The organism is Nonomuraea sp. NPDC048892 (assembly GCF_040649735.1).
Classification (GTDB): domain Bacteria; phylum Actinomycetota; class Actinomycetes; order Streptosporangiales; family Streptosporangiaceae; genus Nonomuraea; species Nonomuraea maheshkhaliensis.
In genome coordinates, this window is record NZ_JBEZFZ010000004.1 from 446,664 (window position 1) to 469,008 (window position 22,345).

Here is a 22,345-nt window from a genome sequence, read left to right on the forward strand (position 1 = left end):
GTCGCAGCGTATCTCCTGTCAGCAGTTGTAGGGGTTTCTGTGAGTGCACATCGCCGTATCGTGCTGATCGCGGTGGCCGGTGCGCTCATCATCTCCACCTCCGCTCCTCTGGTGCGGCTGTCCGAGGTGTCGCCCGCCACGTCCGCCCTGTTCCGGTGCGCGTACGCCGTGCCGCCCATGCTGCTGCTGGCCTGGCTGGAGCGGCGCAGGCTCGGGCCACTGCCACGCAGGGGCATGGTGGCGGCCTGGCTCGCGGGCGTGGTGTTCGCGCTCGACCTGCTGTTCTGGCATCACGCGATCGACTACGTGGGCGCGGGGCTGGCGACCGTGCTGGGCAACCTGCAGGTGTTCATCGTCGCGTTCGCCGCGTGGGCGGTCTTCGGCGAGCGGCCGTCGTCGCGGCTGATGGTCGGCACGCCGGTCGTGTTCGCCGGGGTCGTGCTGATCTCCGGGGTGTTCGACAGCGCCGCGTACGGCAGCGATCCCGTGCTGGGGGTACTCGCCGGGGTGGCGACGTCGGTGTCGTACGCGGCGTTCCTGCTGCTGATGAAGGGCGGCTCCGAGCGGGGAGCGGGGCCGCTGGCGCACGCGACCGTGGTGGCCACCCTCACCATCGCCGCGCTCAGCCCGCTGTTCGGCGGAGCCGACCTGATGCCCACCTGGCCGGGTCACGGGTGGCTGCTGCTGCTCGCGCTCGGCCCGCAGGTGCTCGGCTGGTCGCTGATCACGTTCTCGCTGCCGCGCCAGCCCGCCGCGCTCACCGCGCTGCTGCTGCTGATCCAGCCCTTGACCACGGTGGCGATCTCCGCGCTGGCGCTGGGGGAGCGGCCGTCGCCGGTGCAGCTGACCGGGTGCGCGGTCATCGTGCTCGGCGTCCTGTACGGCTCCCGCCGCGCCAAGCCCGCCCCGGCCCCGCCGGCGGAACCGGCCGCGGCCGGGGAAGGCGCACCGGTCGTCTGAGCGGAAGCGCCCGCCGTCGCCGCCGGCCGCCACGGGACCGGCTTCAGGCGGTCCTGGACGGCGTCGAGCAGGACGAGCAGGTGCCGAAGACCTCGACGGTGTGGGTGATCTCGGTGAAGCCGTGTTCGCTGCCCACCGTCTCCGCCCAGCGCTCCACGGCAGGACCGGCCACCTCCACCGTCTGCCCGCACTTGCGGCACACCAGGTGATGGTGATGGGCGTCGGTCGCGCACGCCCGGTAGACGGACTCGCCGTCGTCGGTGCGCAGCACGTCGACCTTGCCGCCGTCGGCCAGCGCCTGCAGCGCGCGGTAGACGGTGGTCAGCCCGATCTTCGCCCCGTGCAGGCGCATCTCGGCATAGACGTCCTGCGCGCTGCGGAAGCCGGAGCTCCCGCGCAGGGTGTCGTGCACAGCGTCGCGCCTCGTCGTCATGCGACCTCCTCCACGCGCAGCTTTGGTCGCTCGCTCAAAGTTGACTCCTGAGTACGGCCTCGGCGTACGAATTTACCGACACCGAGGGCCAGGACGAAGCCGGCGAGCGCAAGAAGAACGATCGCGGCGCCAGGAGGAACCTTGGGGGAGTAGGTGGAGGCGAGCAGACCGCCCACGGAGGCCAGCACGCCGAACAGCATGGCCAGCCCCATCGTGGTCCTGAATCCGCGCGTGAGCTGCTGACTCGTCGCCACCGGGATCACCATCAGCGCGCTGACGAGCAGCAGGCCGACCACCCGCATGGCGATGACCACGGTGAGTGCGGCCGTGACCGCGATCAGCAGACTCAGGAAGCGCACCGGCAGGCCGCTGGCCTTGGCCATCTCCTCGTCCTGGCAGAGCACGAACAGCTCCCTGCCGAAGATCGCGACGACCCCGAGCACGGTGACGGCCAGCGCGGCGACGATCCAGATGTCCAGGGGGGTGACGCTGGCGATGGCGCCGAACAGGTAGGAGTTGAGCTTGGCGTTGCTGCCGCCGGGCGCGACGGCCATGAGCATCACGCCGCCCGCGATGCCCCCGTAGAACAGCAGCGCGAGCGCCACGTCACCGCTGGTCCTGCCGCGTGCCCTGACCAGCTCGATGGCCACGGCGCCGGCGATGGAGACGAGGACGGCGGTGAGCACGGGCGCGGTGCCGGTCAGGAAGCCCAGCGCCACGCCGGTCAGCGCCACGTGCCCGACGCCGTCGCCGAGCAGCGCCAGGCGCCGCTGCACGATGAACGTGCCCACGGCGGGCGCGCAGAGCCCCACCAGCAGCGCCGCGATCAGCGCGAGCTGGAAGAGCTGCTCCTGCAGAAGTTCGAAGATCACCTTGGTTCCCCCTGCCACCCGGTGAGCGGGCCCGCCGCGGCCTCGTCGGCGTGCGGGTGCTGGTGCTCGTGCCCCGGTCGCGCGCACTCGCCCTCGGGGCGCGGCGGGCGGCCGTCGTGGGCGACGCGGCCCTCGCGGATCACCACGCCGCGGGTGATGATCGGCTCCAGCGGGCCCAGCTCGTGCACCACGAGCACCACGGTCTTGCCGCCGGTCACCAGCCCGGCCAGCGTGTCGGCGAGCAACTGCTGGGTCTCGGCGTCCACGCCCGCGGTGGGCTCGTCCATCACGTACGTGTCCGGCTCGCCGGCCAGCGCGCGGGCGATGAGCACCCGCTGCTGCTGCCCCCCGGACAGCGACTGGACGGGGTCGCCGGCCCGGTCGGCCAGCCTGACGGCCTCCAGCGCGCCGGTCACCGCCGCCCGGTCGGCCGCGCTGGTCCTGCGCAGCCGGCTCTGCCTGGCGATCCGGCCCGAGGCGACGACCTCGCGCACGGTCGCGGGCACGCCGCCGCCGACCTGGAGCCGCTGCGGCACGTACCCGATGCGCCACCAGTCGCGGAAGCGGCCGGGCGGGGTGCCGTACACGAGGGTCTTGCCGCCGGTCAGCGGCGTGAGGCCGAGCAGGGTGCGCACCAGCGTGGACTTGCCCGAGCCGTTGGCGCCCAGCAGGGCGACGACCTCCCCGGGACAGACGGTCAGGTCGATTCCTCGCAGGACGGGCTTGCCGTCGAAGGAGACCCGGCCGTCGGTCATCGCGAAGGCCGTTTCGTTCATGCTGTACACCCCAGTGCTGTTTGTAGGGTTTTGAGGTTATCGCGCATGGCGGAGAGGTAATCGCCCGAGGGCTTGCTCTCCAGCGGGTCGAGCACGGCCGTCTTGGCGCCGACCTGGCTCGCCAGCACCTCGGCCACCTTCGGGCTGACCAGGGCCTCGGTGAAGATCGTGGTGACGCCCTCGGCCTTGGCCAGCTTGGCGACCTCGGACAGGCGGGCGGGGGAGGGCTCGGTCTCGGGGTCGAGCGTGATGCCGATCTGCTTGAGCTTGTAACGGTCCGACAGATACCCGAACGCCTCGTGCGCGGTGACCAGCGTCCTGGTCGTGCACGTGGTGAGCCCCTTGGTGAACTCCTGGTCGAGGGTGGTGAGAGCGGCGGCCGTCTTCGCGGCGCGGTCCTTGTAGCCCTGCGCGTGCGCGGGGTCGGCCGTGGCCAGGCGCTCGCCCAGCTTGGTGGCGACGGTGGCCAGGCGGGAGGGGTCGAGCCAGAGGTGCGGGTCGTACGGGAGCTCCTCGTGACCGTGCTCCTCCGCACCCTCCTCCGCACCCTCCTCGGCGTGCTCACCGGCGTGCTCACCTACTGGGATGGTCGCCACGGCGGTGGCGGCGTCGAAGCTCGTGTCAGGCTCGACGGCCTCGTCCACGGCCGGCTGGACGCCCTTGACGTAGACGGCCAGGGTGGCGTTCTTGAGCTCGGTGACCTGCTGGATGCCCAGCTCCACGTCATGCGGCTCGACACCGGGCGGGGTCAGCCCGCTCACCTGCGCGTCGGATCCCCCGACCTGCTCGGTCAGCCACTGCAGGGGGTAGAAGGCGGCGACCACCGCGGGCTTGCCGTCGGGGGCGGTCTCAGCGGCGCCGGCGCCGCAGGCAGCAGTGGCGAACAGCGCGGCCGTGGCCAGCAGACCGCCGGCACGCAACCGGGAAAATCCTGACATCATGGAACTCAGTATGCGCCAAAATGAAAACGGTTGTCAAAGTCCTTAATGTTTGGATCGCTCCATCCTGCCGTGCGGGGTGCTGTCTTCCGGGGGCGCCGGGGGCTCCGGCCCGGCTTCGCGTCCTCAGCGGAAGAACGGCAGGACCAGCTCCACCAGCGCGTCCACGTCGTCGTCGACCATCGGCTCGCCGGTCATGCCCATGCGGTGGAGCAGGGTCCCGACGACGACGTCGATGAAGAACAGGACCCGGTGCTCCGGCTCGCCGAGCGCGTCCTGGAGCGCGAGCCGGTAGGGGTCCTGCAGCCGCGAGGAGAGGATCTCGCGCAGCTCCGGATCGCTGACACCGTCACTGAACACGCCCGCGAACGCGTCGCCCACCCCCGGCTCGGCGATCTTGCCCGCGGCCCAGCGGACCGCCGAGGACATGATCTCGGCCCGGCTGCCGCCCTCCATCGGCACCGGGCCGAACGCGTCGAGCAGGCAGTCCACGATCAGCGCCCCCTTCGTCGGCCAGCGACGGTAGATCGTCGTCTTCGCGATGCCGGCCGCGGCGGCGATGCGCTCCACCGTGGCCCGCGCGTAGCCCAGCTCGTGGACCGTGCTCAGCGTCGCGGCGAAGACCATGTCGTTGATGCCGGAGCGCGGGCGGCCGGGCGGCCGGGTGGGTGTGCTCGAAGTCGTGCTCACGCTCACACGATACCAAGTTGCGCTACCGTAGGTTTCGAAACCTGAGGTAGCGAAACTTGGGGAGAGGATTATGAACGACGTCACCACGATGCGGCACGGCGGGGACGTGCTCCGCCTTCCTCCGGGAGCGTCCCGGTGAGCGACATCCGGCCGGACTCCGGCACCGTGGCCGGGCTGCTCCGCCCGCACGCGGGCGGTTTCGCCGCCCTGGTGATCCTTCAGGTGATCGGCGCCGTGGCGGGCCTGGCGCCGCTCCTGGCGGTGGCCGAGGTGGGGCGCGCCCTGCTGTCGCCCGGCCCGCTCGATCGCGCTCACGTCTGGTCCGCGGTGCTCGCCGGCGTGGCCGGCCTGCTGGTCCGGCTGCTGTTCACCGCCGCGTCGTCGGGGATCGGGCATCTGCTCGACGGCCGGGTTCAGCTGGCCTTCCGGCGGCGGCTGGCCGCACACCTGGGCCGCGTCCCGATCGGGTGGTTCTCCCGGCGCGGGACGGGCGAGCTGGCCAAGGTGGTGGGCGAGGACGTGAGCGCGGTGCATCCGTTCATCGCGCACACGCCCGGCGAGCTGGTCTCGGCGTTCGTGGTGCCGCTGGTGTCGCTGGTCTACCTGTTCACGGTGGACTGGCGGCTCACGCTGATCACGTTGATCCCGGTGCTGCTGGCGGTGGCGCTGGTCCCGTTGATGATGACCCCGGCGCGGCAGCGGGAGCAGCGCGAGTTCGACGCGGCCATGGGGCGGATCGCCGACTCGGTCGTGGAGTTCGTGCAGGGCATCGCGGTGGTCAAGGCGTACGGCGGGGCCGAGCGTACGCACCGGAGGTTCCTGACGGCCACGGACGAGTTCGCCGGCACGTTCCTGCGGTGGGCGCGCGGGCTGGCGCCGATCGCCGCCGGGATGCAGACGGCGCTGGCGCCGCCGTTCGTGCTGCTGGTCGTGCTGGCCGGCGGCACCGTCCTGATCGCCGGCGGCGGCCTGGCGCCGGCAGACCTGCTGCCGTTCCTGCTGCTCGGCCTGGGGCTGACCGCTCCGGTGGCGGCGCTGGGGCACGGGTTCGACGACATGCGGGCGGCCTGGCGCGCGGTCGGCCGGATCAAGGACGTGCTGGCGGTGGAGCCCCTGCCCGAGCCCGCCCGCCCGGCCGCGGCGCGCGGGCACCGGCTGGAGCTGCGGGACGTGAGCTTCGGCTACGACGCCGGCCGCACGGTGCTGCGCGGCGTCGACCTGGTGCTCGAACCCGGCACGACCACCGCGATCGTGGGCCCCTCGGGCAGCGGCAAGTCCACCCTGATCCAGCTGCTGCCCCGGTTCTTCGACCCCACCCACGGCTCGATCACCCTGGGCGGCGTCGATCTGCGCGAGCTCGGCAGCGGGCAGCTCTACCGGACGATCTCCTTCGTCTTCCAGGACATCCGCCTCCTGCGTGCCTCCGTCGCCGACAACATCGCGCTCGCGGTCCCGCGGGCCGGCCGCGACCAGGTGGTCAGGGCCGCAAAACTGGCCGATGTCCACGACCGGATCCTGCGGCTGCCGCGCGGCTACGACACGGTGCTCGACGAGGAGGCCGGGCTGTCGCGCGGTGAGGCGCAACGGATCGCCATCGCCCGCGCGCTGCTCGCCGACACCCCCGTGCTGGTGCTGGACGAGGCGACCGCGTTCGCCGATCCACAGACCGAGCAGGCGGTACGGCAGGCGCTGACCACATCGCAGGGCGATCGCACCATCGTGGTCATCGCCCACCGCCTAGAGACGATCGCCGACGCCGACACCGTCGTGATGCTGGACGACGGAGCGATCGTCGAGCGCGGCACCCCCGCGGAACTGCTGAGCCGGAACGGCAGGTTCGCCGCGTTCTGGCGATCCCACCGAGGAGACGAGCCCCGATGATCCGCATGCTCCTGCGCGTCCTGGGACACCAGTACGCACGACCGGTGCGCCGCACCGTGGCCCTGATGACGGCCACCGCGATCGCCGAAGGACTGTCCTACGCCCTGCTGGTCCCCGTGCTGCGAGCCCTGCTCGGCGACGACACCGCCGCCGCCCGCCCCTGGCTCATCGCCTTCGGCGCGGCGGTCGCGCTCTACGCCGTGCTCCGCTACGCTGGCGACCTGTCCGGTTTCCGCGTCGGAACCACTCTGCTGCGCGGTACGTACCGGCGGCTCGGCGACCACCTGGCCCGCCTGCCCATCGGCTGGTACGCCCCCGGCCGCGTCGGCGAAGTCTCGCTCCTGGCGAGCAGAGGCGTGCTCCAGGCGATGAGCGTGCTCGCACACGTGCTGTCGCCCTACATCTCCGCCGCCGTCACCCCCCTCACCATCGTCGCGGTGATGCTCGCCTTCAACTGGCAGCTCGGGCTGGCCGCACTGCTCGCCGTCCCCGTCGTGACGGGGATCCAGCTCTGGACGGGACGCGCCACGGCCGCCGCCGACACCGAACGCCACCACCGCGACCAGCAGGCCGCCGGTCGGGTCATCGAATACCTGCAGGCCCAGCCGGTGCTACGGGCGGGCGGCCGCACCACCGAACGCTTCGGCCTGCTCGACGACTCCCTGCGAGAGCTCCAGCGCGCCTCCCGCCGCTCCATGATCTCGGCGCTGCCCGGCATCCTCGGCCTGTCACTCACCGTGCAGGCGATCTTCACCGCACTGCTGGTCCTGGGCACCTACCTGGCGCTGGGCGGCACCATCGGCCCCGCCGAGGTGCTCACCATCCTGGTCCTGGCCACCCGCTGCGCCGACCCCCTCCTCTCCCTCGGCGACATCGGCGGCCAGCTCCGGGGCGCCCGCGCCGAGCTGACCAAGCTCGACACGCTCCTGCGCACCCCGCCGCTCCCCGAACCCCGCGAGCCGGTCGAACCGGCCCGGCACGACCTGGAGTTCGACTCCGTCACCTTCCGCCACGGCGACCGCACGGTGATCGACCGCCTCTCGCTGACCCTCCCAGAAGGCCGGCGGCTGGCCGTCGTCGGCCCTTCGGGTGCGGGCAAGAGCACCTTGCTGCAGCTCCTGGCCCGCTTCCACGACGTGGACACGGGTGTGATCCGCATCGGCGGCACGGACGTCCGCGACATCGCCACGCAGGCGCTCATGTCCCGGATCGCCATCGTCTTCCAGGACGTCTACCTCTTCGACGGCACCATCGAGGACAACATCCGCCTCGGCCGCCCCGGCGCCACAGAAGCCGAGGTCCGTGCGGCGGCGACCGCGGCCCGCCTGGACGAGGTGATCGAACGCCTGCCGGACGGCTGGTCCACCGCAGTCGGGGAGGGCGGCACCCTGCTGTCGGGCGGCGAACGCCAGCGCGTCTCCATCGCCCGCGCCCTGCTGAAGGACGCCCCCATCGTGCTGCTGGACGAGGTGACCTCGGCCCTCGACCCGGTCAACGAAGCGGCCGTCCACGAGGGCATCGAACGGCTGATGGCGGGCCGGACGGTGGTGATGGCCGCACACCGGCTGCGTACGGTACGCGACGCCGACCACATCGCCTTCCTGGACGACGGCCGGGTGCTGGAAGAAGGCACCCACGAGGAGCTGCTCAGCCGCGACGGCCGCTATGCCGCCTTCTGGACCATCTCCATGGCGCCCGCAGCCCCCGAGTAGGGCCAACGCACGAAGTGCGAGGTTTTCGATCGTCGCAAGGCGGCGGCATTGAGGCGACCGAGCCTCCGCCGCCCGACAGGGCGGCAAGTTAGACAGGGCCCGCCGCACGGCCACACTGGGGGCCAGGTGTGCCGTGCGGCGTCCCGTCATCACCCCGGTGGTCGTGCGCCGGCAGAGCCGTTGCCGGTGCCCGGGGTGACGTTCTGGCCGGTGCGGTGCCGCCGGTCGCCTGTGTGGACGGTGCCCTGCGGTGGGACCGCCGGGGCGGTGCCCCGGATCGGCACCGTCAGGGTGGTGTCTTGTAGTGGTCGTCTTTCGGATCGGTCAGGCAGTTGATCGATGGTGTCGTGCCGGCCGACGTGCTCGCATACGCACAGTGGCTCGCCGTCCGCCGGGAACAGGCCGGCCGTGTGCAGGCCCCCGTTCCGGTCGGAGGCCCGCCGGGCGGCGCGGGGCCGGTCCGGCGGGCTCGCGACGGTCGGCCGCGCCAGGTCGACGGGGTCGTCGGCAACGCTCCGGCGGGCCACTGTGCGTACCGCCTCAGACATGGCGGTGCCCGAGGTGCTCCTTGTCGTTGTGGTCGCCTTTCGTGACGGGGTTGCCGTGCGGCGAGGTCGCGGGCGGCTCGACGCGTACGGAGGCGGGTGGACGGGTCAGGCGGTCATGGCTCACGATGGCTCCGTAGTGTATACGGGCTACGGTATACCGTGTCAGACCGCACGAACAACATTCTCGTTGAGCAGGTCGCTGACCGCGTGGATCGCGCGCAGCGTCGGCACCTCGGCCCCGGTGAGGTCGGCCAGTTCGACCACCGCGGCCAGCAGCACGTCGAGCTCCAGCGGTTTGCCCTTCTCCAGGTCCTGGAGTGTGGACGTCTTGTGCTCGCCCGCCTTCTCGGCCCCCCGAAGGCGGCGCTCGATGGAGATCCCCGGATCGCAGCCCACGCGCCTGGCCACCTCCACGGTCTCCGTCATCATGGCCACGACCAGTTCCCTGGTGCCGTCATGACGGCAGATTCCGGCCATCGTCGCCCTGGCGAGGGCGCTGATCGGATTGAAGGCGATGTTGCCCATGAGTTTGATCCAGACGTCCCGGCGGAGATCACGCTCGACCGGGCACTTCAGTCCGCCCGCGATGGCGGCCTCGCTGAAGGCGGCGCACCGCTCGGTCGGCTCGCCGCTGGGCTCGCCGATGGAGAAGCGGGTGCCTTCGAGGTGACGGATCACGCCGGGTTCCTCGATCTCGGTGGCGGCGTAGACGACGCAGCCGATCGCGCGGTCGAGGGGTAAGGCGGATGTCACCGCTCCGCCGGGGTCGACGCTCTCGATGCGGTAGCCCTCGTACGGGCCCTTGAGTCCGTGGAAGTACCACCACGGGATGCCGTTCTGCGCGGCGATGATGCTGGTGGTCTCGTGCAGAAGCGGCTCGATCATGGGGCCGGCCGAGGCGTAGCTGTTCGCCTTGAGGCCCAGGAAGACGTGGTCCACCGGACCGACCTGGGTGGGGTCGTCGGTGGCATGGGGATGGGCGATGAAATCGCCCCTGGGGGTGAGCACCCGCACACCTGCGCTACGTATGGCTTCGAGGTGCTGACCTCTCGCGATGAGGTGCACCTCGACTCCCGCCCTGTGCAGGGCGGCGCCCACGTAAGCGCCGATGGCGCCGGCGCCAAGAACAGCGACCTTCATGCTGCGCTCCGTTCTCGCGTCGGATGACAAGTACGGGCCCGTAACTTGCGACGGGCCGCAAAATCGCGGCCCGTCGTGCATTCGGTATACAGTATGGAAAAACGAGGGTCAAGGAGTGTGCCCGTGGCCGTTGCGTGGCATGGACCAGTGGTGGAAGCGATCTCCTGGCCCGCCGCGCGGGCCCTCGCGGCCGGTGCGGCCTGCCCGGCCAAGCCCGAGACGGTCCCCTTGCGGGAGGCGCTCGGACGCCGGCTGGCCGGGCCGCTGACGGCGCTGGTCGCCGTGCCGGGGACGGACGTCTCGGCGATGGACGGCTACGCCGTGGCCGGTCCTGGGCCGTGGCGCGTGGTGGCGCGCGTGCTCGCCGGCGGGGCGGCCCACGACCGGCCGCTGCGGGCGGGGGAGGCGGTGGAGATCGCGACCGGCGCTCCCGTGCCCGCCGGCGCCGATTCGGTGCTGCCGTACGAGCGGGCGGACGCGACCGGCGGGCGGGTTCGCGGCCCGGCCGAGGAGGGCAGGCACATCAGGCGGCGCGGTGAGGACGTCCCCGAGGGGGCGGTCGTGCTGCCGGAGGGCGCCGTGGTGACGCCGGCGGCGCTCGGGCTGGCCGCCGCGCTCGGCCACGACGAGCTGCCGGTACGGCCCCGCCCGCGCGTCGCCGTGCTGGTCACTGGGGACGAGGTGGTCGATCACGGGCTGCCGGGCCCTGGCCGGGTCAGGGACGCGATCGGGCCGTTCCTGCCGGGCCTGGTGGAGTGGGCCGGGGGGCGCGTGACGACCGTGGACCGCCTCCCCGACGGCGCCGACCCCCTGCGCGCCGCGCTCACCGGGGGCTGGCGCGAGACCGCCGGCGCATGGCAACATCCCCCCGAGGAGGGCGGCCGTTCACCGGAGCAGGCCGCTCCCGCGGTCGGTCATTCGCCGGCGGCCTTCGTCGCTGACGGCCGCGCGCCTGAGTCGGCCGCGGTCGCTGACGGCCGTTCGGCTGAGCCGGCGGCCGAGATCGTGGTCGTGTGCGGGGCCTCGTCGAAGGGCCCCGCCGACCACCTGCGGGCCGTGCTCGACGGCCTGGCCGCCGAGGTGCTCGTCGACGGCGTCGCCGTCCGCCCAGGCCACCCCCAGCTCCTCGCCCGTCTCCGCGACGGCCGGCTCGTGGTGGGTCTGCCGGGCAACCCGTTCGCGGCCCTGGCCGCCTCGCTGACGCTGCTCGCCCCGATCCTGCGCGAGCTGACCGGGACGCCGGCGGCCGTGGAGACGAGCGCGCTGCACGGGGTCGTGCACCCGCATCCCCGTGACACCCGGCTGGTTCCGGTGCTCGGATCCGAGCGGGGAGCGATTCCCGTGGGACACGATCGGCCGGGCTCTTTGTGGGGTGCGGCCCTGGCCGGGGCACTTGCGGTGGTCCCTCCGGGGTGGTCGGGAGAGCGGGTCGAGCTGATCGAGTTGCCCCCAGGGGGCTAGACAGGCCCATCGCGAGGGGGTAACCATTGCGTTCATACGGTATGCAGTATGCGGAAGACAGACAGTGGGCAGTTCAGTCGCCGGGAAAGGGTGGCATGATGTCGGAAACGATCTCTGGCGGTCATCTCGTAGCCAAGGCACTCAAGGCCGAGGGCGTGGACGTGATCTACACGCTCTGCGGCGGCCACATCATCGATATCTACGACGGCTGCGTCGATGAGGGCATCGAGGTCATCGACGTACGCCATGAGCAGGTGGCCGCGCACGCCGCGGACGGTTACGCGCGCATCACCGGCAAGCCCGGCTGCGCGGTCGTCACCGCCGGGCCGGGCACGACCGACGCCGTCACTGGCGTGGCCAACGCCTTCAGGGCGGAGAGCCCGATGTTGCTCATCGGCGGTCAGGGGGCGCTGAGCCAGCACAAGATGGGCTCGCTGCAGGACCTCCCGCACGTCGACATGATGACCCCGATCACCAAGTTCGCGGCCACGGTGCCCAGCACGGAACGGGTGGCCGACATCGTGTCGATGGCTTTCCGCGAGTGCTACCACGGCGCTCCCGGGCCGTCGTTCCTGGAGATCCCGCGCGACGTGCTCGACGCGAAGGTGCCGGTCGAGAAGGCGCGCATCCCCGAGGCCGGCCACTACCGGGCCTCCACCCGCCAGCAGGGCGACCCCGAGGCCATCGAGCGGCTGGCGGACCTGCTCGCGCACTCCGAGAAGCCGTGCATCCTGCTCGGCAACCAGGTCTGGACGTGCCGCGCCACGGACGCGGCCATCGACTTCGTCAGGGCTCTGAACGTGCCCGCGTACATGAACGGCTCCGGCCGCGGCACGCTCCCGCCCGGCGACCCGCACCACTTCCAGCTCAGCCGCAGGTACGCCTTCACCGAGGCCGACTTGATCATCATCGTCGGCACCCCGTTCGACTTCCGGATGGGCTACGGCAAGCGCCTGTCGCCGACGGCCAAGGTCGTGCAGATCGACCTCGACTACCGCACCGTCGGCAAGAACCGCGACATCGACCTCGGGATCGTCGGCGACGCCGGCCTCATCCTGGCGGCGACGGCCCAGGCCGCCAGCGGCCGGGTCGAGAACGGCGCCGCCCGCCGCAAGGAGTGGCTGGAGGAGCTGCGCGCGGTCGAGACCAAGGCGTACGAGAAGCGCCTGCCCCGCCAGCTCTCCGGCGCCCAGCCGATCGACCCGTACCGCCTCGTGCACGAGATCAACGAGTTCCTGACCGAGGACACGATCTACATCGGCGACGGCGGCGACATCGTCACCTTCTCCGGCCAGGTCGTGCAGCCGAAGTCGCCGGGCCACTGGATGGACCCGGGCCCCCTGGGCACGCTCGGCGTCGGCATGGCCTTCGCGATGGCCGCCAAGCAGGCCCGCCGCGACAAGGAGGTGCTGTGCCTGTTCGGTGACGGCGCCTTCAGCCTGACCGGCTGGGACTTCGAGACCATGGTCCGCTTCGACCTGCCGTTCATCGGGGTCATCGGCAACAACTCCTCGATGAACCAGATCCGCTACGGCCAGGCCGCCAAGTACGGCGAGGACCGCGCCCGCGTGGGCAACACGCTCGGCGACATCCGCTACGGGGAGTTCGCCAAGCTCCTCGGCGGCTACGGCGAGGAGGTGCGCGACCCGGCCGAGATCCGTCCCGCCCTTGAGCGGGCCAGGCAGTCGGGCAAGCCCTCCCTGATCAACGTCTGGGTCGACCCAGAGGTGTACGCCCCCGGAACCATGAACCAGACCATGTACAAGTAGGGGAAAGCTTGAGATGAAGGCTCTCGAAGGTGTTCGCGTCCTCGACATGACCCACGTCCAGTCGGGTCCGTCGGCCACCCAGCTGCTCGGCTGGCTGGGCGCCGACGTGATCAAGCTGGAGGCGCCGACCGGCGACATCACCCGGCAGCAGCTGCGCGACGTGCCAGACGTCGACAGCCTCTACTTCACGATGCTCAACTGCAACAAGCGCAGCATCACCCTCAACATGAAGAGCGAGCGGGGCAAGGAGATCTTCACCGAGCTGGTGAAGAACGCCGACATCCTGGTGGAGAACTTCGGTCCCGGCGCGGTGGACCGCATGGGCTTCTCCTGGGATCGCCTCCAGGAGCTCAACCCCCGCCTCATCTACGCCTCGATCAAGGGCTTCGGCCAGGGCAAGTACGCCAAGTTCAAGGCGTACGAGGTGATCGCCCAGGCCATGGGCGGCTCGATGAGCACCACGGGCTTCGAGGACGGCCCGCCGATGGCCACCGGGGCCCAGATCGGCGACTCGGGCACCGGCATCCACGTGGTGGCCGGCATCCTGGCCGCCCTCTACCAGCGGGGCCAGACCGGCCGCGGCCAGCGCGTACAGGTGGCCATGCAGCACGCCGTGCTGAACCTGTGCCGCGTCAAGCTGCGCGACCAGCAGCGCCTGGCGCACGGCCCGCTGCGTGAATACCCCAACAGGACGTTCGGCGACGAGGTGCCGCGCTCCGGCAACGCCAGCGGCGGCGGCCAGCCGGGCTGGGCGGTGCGCTGCGCTCCCGGCGGCCCGAACGACTACATCTACGTGATCGTCCAGCCGGTCGGCTGGAAGCCGATCTCGGCCATCATCGGCCGGCCCGAGCTGGCCGACGACCCCGAGTGGGCGACGCCGGAGGCGCGGCTGTCGAAGCTGGACAAGATGTTCCAGCTCATCGAGGAGTGGACGATCCGGCACGACAAGTGGACGGTGCTCGACCGGCTCAACGCCGAGAACATCCCCTGCGGGCCGATCCTGTCCACCAAGGAGCTGGTGGAGGACCAGAGCCTGCGCGAGGAGGGCATCGTCGTCTCGGTCGATCACCCGCAGCGCGGCGAGTTCGTCACCGTGGGCAGCCCCCTGCAGCTGTCGGACTCGCCGGTGGACGTGCGCACCCCGCCGCTGCTCGGCGAGCACAACCACGAGATCTACGGCGAGCTCGGCGTGAGCGCTGACGAGCTGGCTGAACTCAAGTCGAACGGAGTCATCTAAGTGGGCCCCAGGGAAGTCATCGAGAAGGCGCTGGCGGAAGGGCGCACGGCCCTGACGGCCCCCGAGGGCCGCGAGCTCTGCCAGGCGTACGGCATCGCCACCCCCGGCGAGGGCCTGGCCACCTCGGCCGACGAGGCCGCCCGGCTGGCCGGGGAGATCGGGTTCCCCGTCGTCCTGAAGATCGTCTCGCCGGACATCCTGCACAAGACGGACGCCGGCGGCGTGCTCGTCGGGCTGAAGAGCGCCGAGGAGGTACGCGCCGGCTACGACACGATCCTGACCAATGCCCGCGCCTACAACCCCGACGCCAAGATCGACGGCATCCAGGTGCAGCAGCTGGTCGGTGGCGGGCACGAGGTCATCGTGGGCGCGGTCACCGATCCGACCTTCGGCAAGGTCATCGCGTTCGGCCTGGGCGGTGTCCTGGTTGAAGTACTTAAGGACGTGACCTTCCGTCTTGCCCCGGTTTCAGGCGATGATGCGCTGAAGATGCTGGACGACATCAGGGCGGCGGAAGTGCTCCGCGGGGTCCGGGGGGCGGAACCCGCCAACCGGGAGGCGCTGGCGGCGCTGATCGAGCGCGTCGGCCGGCTCGTCACCGACATCCCCGAGATCGTCGAGGTGGACCTCAACCCCGTCTTCGCCGACGCGAACGGCGCGGTCGCCGCCGACGTGCGCGTCATCATCGGGACCCCGCAGCCCGAGGTCACCAGGCTGTCGCGCGAGGAGATCCTGCGGCAGATGAACCGGATCTTCAAGCCGCGCTCGGTCGCCGTGATCGGTGCCTCGGCCGAGAACGGCAAGATCGGCAACTCGGTCATGAAGAACCTCATCAACGGCGGCTACCAGGGGCAGATCTACCCGATCAACCCCAAGGCCGACGAGATCATGGGGCTCAAGGCGTACAAGAGCGTCACCGACGTGCCCGGCGACGTGGACGTGGCCGTCTTCGCCATCCCGGCCAAGTTCGTCGCCCCCGCCCTGGAGGAGGTCGGGCAGAAGGGCGCGGCGGGCGCCGTCATGATCCCGTCCGGGTTCGCCGAGACCGGGAACGTGGAGGGCCAGAAGGAGATCGTCGAGATCGCCCGCAGGCACGGCGTGCGCATGCTCGGGCCGAACATCTACGGCTACTACTACACGCCGGAAAACCTCTGCGCCACCTTCTGCACCCCGTACGACGTGCGCGGCAGCGTGGCGCTGACCTCGCAGAGCGGCGGCATCGGGATGGCCATCCTGGGCTTCAGCCGCACCTCGAAGATGGGCGTCTCGGCCATCGTCGGCGTCGGCAACAAGGCCGACGTGGACGAGGACGACCTGCTCACCTTCTTCGAGCAGGACGACAACACCAAGGCCGTGGCCATGCACCTGGAGGACCTCAAGGACGGTCGCGGCTTCGTCGAGGCCGCCCGCCGGGTCGTCAAGGAGAAGCCGGTCATCGTGCTCAAGGCCGGCCGCACCGCGATGGGCGCGCGGGCCGCGGGCTCGCACACCGGCGCGCTGGCCGGCGACGACAAGGTCTACGACGACATCCTGCGCCAGGCCGGGGTGGTGCGCGCGCCGGGGCTCAACGACATGCTCGAGTACGCCCGCGCGCTGCCCGTCCTGCCCACGCCCAAGGGCGAGAACGTCGTCATCATCACCGGGGCGGGCGGCTCGGGCGTGCTGCTCTCCGACGCCGTCGTGGACGCCGGGCTGACCCTCATGGACATCCCCGACGACCTGGACACGGCCTTCCGCGCCTACATCCCGCCGTTCGGCGCGGCGGGCAACCCCATCGACATCACCGGCGGCGAACCCCCCTCGACCTACGAGAACACGGTCCGCCTCGGCCTTCAGGACGACCGCATCCACGCGCTCGTCCTGGGCTACTGGCACACGATCGTGACGCCGCCGATGGTCTTCGCCGAGCTCATCGCGAAAGTGGTCGCGGAGGAGCGGGCGAAGGGCAACACCAAGCCGGTCGTGGCATCGCTCGCCGGCGACACCGAGGTTGAGGAGGCCAGCGAGTACCTGTACGAGCATGGCGTGGTCGCGTACCCGTACACGACGGAGAAGCCCGTGGCGGTCCTAGGTGCGAAGTACCGCTGGGCCAGGGCAGCCGGGCTGTTGCGCTAAGAGCCGAGCGCGACAGCAGCAGGCGAGGGGGCTTATTCGGGGCGCACGAGGAAGGCAACAACCCCCCAGGAGGTCCGTAGGTGGACACATCGAACACACCACCGGCGACGGCCACGCCGCCGGTCGAGGATGAACGAGTATGGAAAGCGGGCCGGCTTGAGCCGATGCCCATCAGGAAGCTCCCCGACGCGCCTCCCTCGGTGCACATTCTCGGGCCGACGGTGTTCCTCGTCGCCCTGGGCGTGGGCATGGGCGAGTCGTACATGTGGCCCCGGCTGGTCCTGCTGTTCGGACCGGAGATCCGGTGGCTGTTCCTGATCGGCGTCACCTTGCAGGCCGTGGTGATGCTGGAGATGGCCCGTTACGCCATGGCCACGGGGGAGAGCATCTTCTCCGGCGCGGCCAGGGTGTTCAAGCCGCTGATGTGGTTCTTCTTCATCGTGGCGATCGCCGTCTACATCTGGCCGGGACACCTGTCGGCGGGAGCGGCGGCGTTCGAGGAGATCACCGGCATACCCTGGGTGGTGACCGCGGTCGCCGGGCTGATCCTCGTCGGCGTGGTCTTCACCCTCGCCAAGGTGATCTACAACCTGCTCGAGAACGTGCTGTCGCTGCTCATCGGCGCTCTCGTGCTCGGCACGGCCGTGGTCGCGGCCATGGTCGGATCGTGGAGCGACGTGGTTTCCACCATCTCCGGCATGCTCTCCTTCGGCTACCTGCCGCCGGAGGCCATGTCGGCCGCCTGGTTCCCCGTCATCGTCGGGGCGTGCGCCTTCGCCGGTCCCTCGGGCATGCAGCAGATGTGGTACACGCTGCACCTGCGCGACTCCGGCGCCGGCATGGGCGTGCACCTGCCGAAGGTGCGCGGGCTGCGGCACGCGGGCGAGGAAGAGGAGATGCCCTCGCGCGGGTTCATGTTCGACACCGAGGACCCCGCCGAGATGGCGAAGTGGAAGGGGTGGCGGCGCTGGGTCACGTTCGACGCGCTGCTGCTGTTCTGGGGCATCACCATGCTGGTCACGATCTCCTTCACGGTGATCGCCCAGTCGGCGGTGCGCCAGAACCCGGCCGTGCGCACGGCCATTCAGGGCGACGACCGGGAGGTGGCGCTGTCCGCGATGGCCGACGCCGTCTCGTCGGCGGGCAGCTCGGTTCTCGGGGCCGTCTTCCTCGGGTTCATCGCGCTGATCGGCCTGAACGCCACGCTCGGCCTGTTCGACTCCTTCTCCCGTGGCCAGGCCGACATGTCCTTCCACTTCGTCCCCGGGGCGAAGAAGCTGGGCATGTCGAAGCTGTACGGGATCTTCCTCTGGGGCGTCATCATCTTCGGCATCCTGATCCTGCTGTTCGGGCCGGCTGACGGGCCGAGCGGGATCCTGGACACGCTGGCGTTCCTGTCGACGTTCGCCATGGGCGCGTACTGCGTGACCCTGCTCCTGGTGAACAACCGCATGCTGCCGAAACCGATCAGGCCCAAGTGGTGGACCAACCTGATCATCGGCTTCGGCGCGGTGTTCTATCTCGGGATGCTGTTCTACAGCCTCTTCGCCTACGGCGTGGTCGTGGGCTGATGGGTGGACGGCACAGCCTCGAACTCGCCCTGCCAGGGGCGTCGATCGGAGCCGTAGCCGGTGCCATCGCCGGTGGGCTGACCCTGCTCGCGGGGCAGCCCACCGGGATGGCCGCGCTGGCTGCCCTGGCGCTCGCCATGCCGCTCGGCCTCTTCGGCGGCCTGTACGGCATGCTGCTCGGTCACGGCGTCTTCCGACCCGGCACCTTCGGGCCGGTGGGCCTGTACTGGATGGCCGCCTTCCCGGTGTCCAGGCTGGCGCAGGAGGTCCTGGCCCCGACGGGCGGCCTGGCCGAAGGGGTGCCGGCGTTCCTGGCCTACCAGGCGATGATCGCCCTCGGCTTCGCGATCGGCTTTCTCTGGATGCACGAGCGGCTCATGCCGCACTGGCTGGTACGCCGGGCCGGCGACAACCCGCTCGCCAAGGACCTGCTCGGCACGTACCTGCGCTTCGCCCGGGTGGTCGACAAGCGCAGAAACGCGCGGAAGGGGGCGCGTAGATGACGCCGGCGATGGAACTGCCGCTGTGGATCTGGCTGGTCACGATCGGCGGCTTCTGCGTCGTGCTCGCGTTCGACTTCTGGCTCGTGGCCCGCAACCCGCACGAACCCAGCTTCAAGGAGTGCGTGGCCTGGGTCTCCTTCTACGTGGGGCTCGCCGTGGCCTTCGGCGCCGGCCTGCTCCTGCTGTCCGGCCCGGCGCACGGAGGGGAGTTCTTCGCCGGGTGGATCACCGAGTACTCGCTCAGCGTGGACAACCTCTTCGTCTTCCTGCTGATCATGAGCAGGTTCCAGGTGCCCCGGCAGTATCGGCAGAAGGTGCTGCTCATCGGCATCATCCTGGCCCTCTTCATGCGCGGCGGCTTCATCGCGGCCGGCGCTGAGGCCGTCACCAGGTTCGACTGGCTCTTCTACGTGTTCGGCGCCTTCCTCGTCTACACCGCGTGGAAGCTGATCGGGCACGAGGACGAGGAGGCGGAGTTCTCCGAGAACCTCGCGCTGCGCACCGTTCGCCGGGTGCTCCCGACGACGGACACCTATCACGGCGCCCGTCTCACCGTGCACCACGGGCGCAGGATGGTCACCCCGATGCTCATCGTGATGGTCGCGATCGGCACCACCGACCTGCTGTTCGCGCTGGACTCGATCCCGGCCATCTTCGGGCTGACCAAGGAGCCGTACCTGGTCTTCACCGCCAACGCCTTCGCCCTCATGGGGCTGCGGCAGCTGTTCTTCCTGATCGGAGGACTGCTCGACCGGCTCGTCTACCTCAGCAAGGGACTGTCGGTGGTGCTGGCCTTCATCGGCGTGAAGCTGATCATGGAGGCGCTGCACCACGACGGTGTGTCGTGGGCGCCGGAGATCCCGATCCTGGTGTCTCTGGGGGTCATCATCGGCACCCTCGCCGTGACCACGGTGCTGAGCCTGATCAAGTCGTCGCGCGACGCCAAGGCCGCGGCCAAGAAGGAGGCCGAGGAGGTGGAGCCGGCACCGGTGGATTGACGTGGGCCGCGCGGGGGCGGTGGCTGCTCATGGGTGGCCGCCCCCCTGTCGCGGCTCATCGGCATGCGCATGCATGCCCGATCCGGCGGCTCAGTGGCGCGTGTTGTCGCGCACGTCGTGCCGCTCGGCGCTCCACTGGCGCAGGTAGTGCTCCGCGTCCTGCGCGGAGTAGTGCTTCCTGAGCGCCGCACTGAGGCCGGCGCCGATGGTCCCGCCGTCCGCGGACTGGCCCAGGGGATCACCCAAGAGAAAGCGGATGAACGCTTTCATGTCGTGCACCTCCATTCGGTAACAGCTCCACCCTCTACCCGAGGTGTTTCGGAGCATGTGGACTTACGTGAACGCCGTGTCAAAACCCGGAAACCGCTGGTCGACCCCCGGACGGCGTGGATCCGGGCGTGCGTGTTCCCGGGCAGGTCGAACCCGGGCGGGATCGGTCCAAGCCAGGCCGGCTCGGACGAGACCACCCCAAGGGAGACCGCCCTGAAGATCGGACCGGTCCAGACGCGACCGGCCCAGGGAGGTTCGGCGAGGGTTCAGCCCAGGCGGCGCGGGCGGCGCCTGCGTACGGGCTTGGGCGCCGGCTCGGCCGGCTGGTGCTCCCGCTGCTCCATGTAGGAGGCCCGGGTGTGCTCGGTGTGATCGCGCATGATCTTCGCGGCCGTGCGCTCGTCACCGGCCTCGATGGCGTCGATCAGCGCGGTGTGCTCGTCCCAGGACGCCATGCCGCGCTGGCGGGCCACCGGCGTGTGGTACCACCGCACCCGCCTGGCCACCTGGGCGGCCAGCTCGGCCAGGACCTTGTTGCCCGACAGGTCCGTGACCAGGGCGTGCAGCTCGGAGTTGGTCGCCACCGCGTCGTCGACGTCGTCGGACTGCACGGCGGCGATGCCGCGCGCGCACAGCGCGCGCAGCCGCCTGACGCCCTCCTCGCCCGCGTGCTGCGCGGCGAGCCTGGCGGACTCGGTCTCCAGCAGCGTGCGCACGGCGAGCAGCTGGTCGGCCTCCTCCACCGTCGGGACGTGCACGAACGCGCCCTGCCCCGGGTGGAGATCGACCCATCCCTCGCCGCTGAGCTGCTGCAACGCCTCGCGGACCGGCTGCCTGGAGACGCCGAGCAGCTCGGCCAGCTCACTTTCGACGAGATGCTGGCCTGGCTTGAGCTGGCTGGAGACGATGAGCTCTTGGATAGCCTCGATGACGCTCTCGCGGAGCGTCGTCGGACGGGGAATCTTGGCGGCCGCCGTCTGACCGGCCTGATCCGACAGCAACATGGGACACGTCTCCAGGACAAGTTAAGGTTTTTGGTCGACTGCCTACAGCATACCGTGGAGGGGTTCTCCATGGTCGTGAGACTCATCACAGGGGGATATAACGGGGGGATTTTAGGGGGAATTCACCGAAGACCCTCAGAGCGGGATGGTGACGGGCAGGCCGGGGATGCGCAGCCGGGGCGTGGCCAGGGCCGGCAGGGCCGCCAGCGCGGCGGCGGCCAGCAGGGCGGCACCGGGAGCGGTCAGCGCTACCAGGGCCAGCACGGCGGCCACCACTCCGGCCACGGCCTTGGCACTGTAGACCACCGCGTGGATCTCCGTGGCCCGCTCGGTGCCGAAGAGCTCGCGGACGAGACTGGCCAGCAGGGGATAGAACGCGCCACCGCCGAGCCCCGCCGCGACGGCCCCGAGCCACAGCAGCGGGCTGCCCGCGGACGTCGCCCCTTGCACTGACGCGTTCTGGACGGCCACGGCCAGCAGGATCTGGCCGAGCGCGAGCGCGGCGAAGACGGCGGCGAGCACGCGGCGGCGGCCGAACCGCTCCGACGCCCGCACCGCCACCGACCTGCCCGCGCCGTTCAGCGCCACGAGCAGGGCCAGCGCGCCCCACGCGCCCGTGCCCGCCACCACGATCACGTCGAAAACCGACACCGCCCCCGCGCACGTCAGCAGCAGGGCCAGGGCCGGCAGCGTACGGGTGCGCACCGCCTGGGCCAGCCCGAACTGCTTGACCGCCTCGGGGCTGGTGCGCAGCCGGGCGGCGTCGAGGGCGTGGCTGCGCGGATCGACGTCGCCGGGCCACCAGCGGGCCGGCGGAAGCCGCAGGTGCCAGGCGGCCAGACCGACGACGGCCGTGGCGAGCACGGCGCAGACCAGGAGGGCGGCGGACGTGGCGCCGGGGGCGATCCCGGTCCAGAGCAGCAGCGGCACGGCTCCGTAGCCGAAGGCGCCGGTGATCAGGCCGACCCGGGCGGCCGGGCGCTCGGGATACCAGGAGGAGACGACCTCCCCGCAGACCCCGTAGACGAGCCCGCCGCCGAGCCCGCCGAGCAGCGCGTACCCGATGAGTGCGGCCGGTCCGGGGGTGGTGAGGGCGGCCGTGGCCAGGCCGAGGCCGCTCAGCGCCGCGCCGGCTGCCAGGCACGCGCGGACGCCCAGGCGCCCGCGCCGCACGAGGTGGAGCGCGGGCAGGGCGCCGGCGGCCTGGCAGGCGATCCACACCGCCAGCAGGGTCAGCCCGCCGGCGTCGCGGGCGAGCAGGGCCGCGTAGCCGTACTGCAGGGGCGCGATGGCCGCCATGGCGGCCAGGGCCAGCCGGAACATGCGGGCACGGTCGGCCGGGACGGGTCCAGGGCAGTACGAACGCCCCCGCCAATCCTTAATTGCATTCTCCATACTGTATGGAATATCCCGCCGACCGACCGCTGTCGAGGCCCTAGACGAAGGATACTCCATACGGTATACCGT

Annotated in this window: 21 protein-coding genes; 10 read left to right on the forward strand and 11 right to left on the reverse strand. The window is 70.9% G+C overall.

From position 1 onward, the window contains the following. Positions 1-39: 39 nt before the first annotated feature. Entirely contained in the window at positions 40-960 is a 921-nt protein-coding gene (locus AB0C28_RS15810) for a DMT family transporter (protein ID WP_358074952.1), read from the forward strand. Between the two features lie 43 nt (positions 961-1,003). On the opposite strand, the gene AB0C28_RS15815 is transcribed toward AB0C28_RS15810, so the two are convergent. The 5 genes from AB0C28_RS15815 to AB0C28_RS15835 all read right to left on the reverse strand — a co-directional run bounded on the left by AB0C28_RS15815 (position 1,004) and on the right by AB0C28_RS15835 (position 4,669). After that, positions 1,004-1,393 (reverse strand): transcriptional repressor, encoded by a 390-nt coding sequence (locus AB0C28_RS15815; protein WP_358074954.1) that lies wholly within the window; start codon positions 1,391-1,393, stop codon positions 1,004-1,006. Continuing rightward, positions 1,390-2,262, reverse strand: a complete 873-nt coding sequence (locus AB0C28_RS15820; RefSeq protein ID WP_357837995.1) for a metal ABC transporter permease — start codon at positions 2,260-2,262, stop codon at positions 1,390-1,392. Before AB0C28_RS15820 ends, AB0C28_RS15815 begins: the two co-directional genes overlap by 4 nt. Then, positions 2,262-3,041, reverse strand: a complete 780-nt coding sequence (locus tag AB0C28_RS15825) for a metal ABC transporter ATP-binding protein (RefSeq protein ID WP_357836983.1) — start codon at positions 3,039-3,041, stop codon at positions 2,262-2,264. Before AB0C28_RS15825 ends, AB0C28_RS15820 begins: the two co-directional genes overlap by 1 nt. Beyond that, complete coding sequence (locus AB0C28_RS15830; protein ID WP_357836980.1) at positions 3,038-3,982, reverse strand: metal ABC transporter substrate-binding protein; 945 nt, start codon at positions 3,980-3,982, stop codon at positions 3,038-3,040. Before AB0C28_RS15830 ends, AB0C28_RS15825 begins: the two co-directional genes overlap by 4 nt. Before the next feature lie 123 nt (positions 3,983-4,105). Continuing rightward, a complete protein-coding gene (locus AB0C28_RS15835) occupies positions 4,106-4,669 on the reverse strand; it encodes a TetR/AcrR family transcriptional regulator (protein ID WP_357836977.1) in 564 nt (187 codons plus the stop codon). A 135-nt stretch (positions 4,670-4,804) separates the two neighbouring features. Here AB0C28_RS15835 and AB0C28_RS15840 point away from each other — a divergent pair, with 135 nt between their 5' ends. After that, the gene (locus AB0C28_RS15840) at positions 4,805-6,550 is read left to right on the forward strand and encodes an ABC transporter ATP-binding protein (protein ID WP_358074956.1); all 1,746 of its coding nucleotides are present in this window, start codon (positions 4,805-4,807) and stop codon (positions 6,548-6,550) included. Further along, positions 6,547-8,262, forward strand: a complete 1,716-nt coding sequence (locus AB0C28_RS15845) for an ABC transporter ATP-binding protein (RefSeq protein ID WP_358074958.1) — start codon at positions 6,547-6,549, stop codon at positions 8,260-8,262. Before AB0C28_RS15840 ends, AB0C28_RS15845 begins: the two co-directional genes overlap by 4 nt. Before the next feature lie 149 nt (positions 8,263-8,411). Here AB0C28_RS15845 and AB0C28_RS15850 read toward each other — a convergent pair whose 3' ends face one another. From AB0C28_RS15850 to AB0C28_RS15860, 3 genes are read right to left on the reverse strand one after another with little or no spacing between them, the layout of a single operon-like run. After that, positions 8,412-8,810 (reverse strand): formate dehydrogenase accessory sulfurtransferase FdhD, encoded by a 399-nt coding sequence (locus AB0C28_RS15850; RefSeq protein ID WP_358074961.1) that lies wholly within the window; start codon positions 8,808-8,810, stop codon positions 8,412-8,414. Further along, the gene (locus AB0C28_RS15855; protein WP_357836964.1) at positions 8,803-8,934 is read right to left on the reverse strand and encodes a hypothetical protein; all 132 of its coding nucleotides are present in this window, start codon (positions 8,932-8,934) and stop codon (positions 8,803-8,805) included. Before AB0C28_RS15855 ends, AB0C28_RS15850 begins: the two co-directional genes overlap by 8 nt. 38 nt (positions 8,935-8,972) lie before the next feature. Further along, the gene (locus AB0C28_RS15860) at positions 8,973-9,950 is read right to left on the reverse strand and encodes a 2-dehydropantoate 2-reductase (protein WP_357836961.1); all 978 of its coding nucleotides are present in this window, start codon (positions 9,948-9,950) and stop codon (positions 8,973-8,975) included. Between the two features lie 147 nt (positions 9,951-10,097). Here AB0C28_RS15860 and AB0C28_RS15865 point away from each other — a divergent pair, with 147 nt between their 5' ends. The 7 genes from AB0C28_RS15865 to AB0C28_RS15895 all read left to right on the forward strand — a co-directional run bounded on the left by AB0C28_RS15865 (position 10,098) and on the right by AB0C28_RS15895 (position 19,604). Beyond that, positions 10,098-11,411: a molybdopterin molybdotransferase MoeA gene (locus AB0C28_RS15865; RefSeq protein WP_357837992.1), complete on the forward strand. Its 1,314-nt coding sequence runs from the start codon at positions 10,098-10,100 to the stop codon at positions 11,409-11,411. Positions 11,412-11,506: 95 nt separating this feature from the next. Then, positions 11,507-13,180: a thiamine pyrophosphate-binding protein gene (locus tag AB0C28_RS15870; RefSeq protein ID WP_357836958.1), complete on the forward strand. Its 1,674-nt coding sequence runs from the start codon at positions 11,507-11,509 to the stop codon at positions 13,178-13,180. A gap of 13 nt (positions 13,181-13,193) precedes the next feature. Next, positions 13,194-14,417 carry a formyl-CoA transferase gene (gene frc / locus AB0C28_RS15875; protein ID WP_357836955.1) on the forward strand — a complete coding sequence of 408 codons (1,224 nt, stop codon included), beginning with the start codon at positions 13,194-13,196 and terminating at the stop codon, positions 14,415-14,417. Beyond that, positions 14,418-16,532 (forward strand): acetate--CoA ligase family protein, encoded by a 2,115-nt coding sequence (locus tag AB0C28_RS15880; RefSeq protein ID WP_357836952.1) that lies wholly within the window; start codon positions 14,418-14,420, stop codon positions 16,530-16,532. Between the two features lie 164 nt (positions 16,533-16,696). After that, positions 16,697-18,103 (forward strand): Nramp family divalent metal transporter, encoded by a 1,407-nt coding sequence (locus tag AB0C28_RS15885; RefSeq protein WP_357836949.1) that lies wholly within the window; start codon positions 16,697-16,699, stop codon positions 18,101-18,103. After that, the gene (locus tag AB0C28_RS15890; protein ID WP_346106293.1) at positions 18,103-18,606 is read left to right on the forward strand and encodes a hypothetical protein; all 504 of its coding nucleotides are present in this window, start codon (positions 18,103-18,105) and stop codon (positions 18,604-18,606) included. The genes AB0C28_RS15885 and AB0C28_RS15890 overlap by 1 nt, the downstream gene beginning before the upstream one ends. Positions 18,607-18,614: 8 nt before the next feature. Continuing rightward, complete coding sequence (locus tag AB0C28_RS15895; protein WP_357837989.1) at positions 18,615-19,604, forward strand: TerC family protein; 990 nt, start codon at positions 18,615-18,617, stop codon at positions 19,602-19,604. A 90-nt stretch (positions 19,605-19,694) separates the two neighbouring features. On the opposite strand, the gene AB0C28_RS15900 is transcribed toward AB0C28_RS15895, so the two are convergent. From AB0C28_RS15900 to AB0C28_RS15910, 3 genes are all read right to left on the reverse strand, one after another. Beyond that, complete coding sequence (locus AB0C28_RS15900; protein ID WP_357836946.1) at positions 19,695-19,874, reverse strand: hypothetical protein; 180 nt, start codon at positions 19,872-19,874, stop codon at positions 19,695-19,697. Positions 19,875-20,140: 266 nt separating this feature from the next. Then, the gene (locus AB0C28_RS15905; protein ID WP_357836943.1) at positions 20,141-20,878 is read right to left on the reverse strand and encodes a GntR family transcriptional regulator; all 738 of its coding nucleotides are present in this window, start codon (positions 20,876-20,878) and stop codon (positions 20,141-20,143) included. A 135-nt stretch (positions 20,879-21,013) separates the two neighbouring features. Beyond that, positions 21,014-22,201: an MFS transporter gene (locus tag AB0C28_RS15910; RefSeq protein WP_357836940.1), complete on the reverse strand. Its 1,188-nt coding sequence runs from the start codon at positions 22,199-22,201 to the stop codon at positions 21,014-21,016. Between the last annotated feature and the right edge of the window lie 144 nt (positions 22,202-22,345).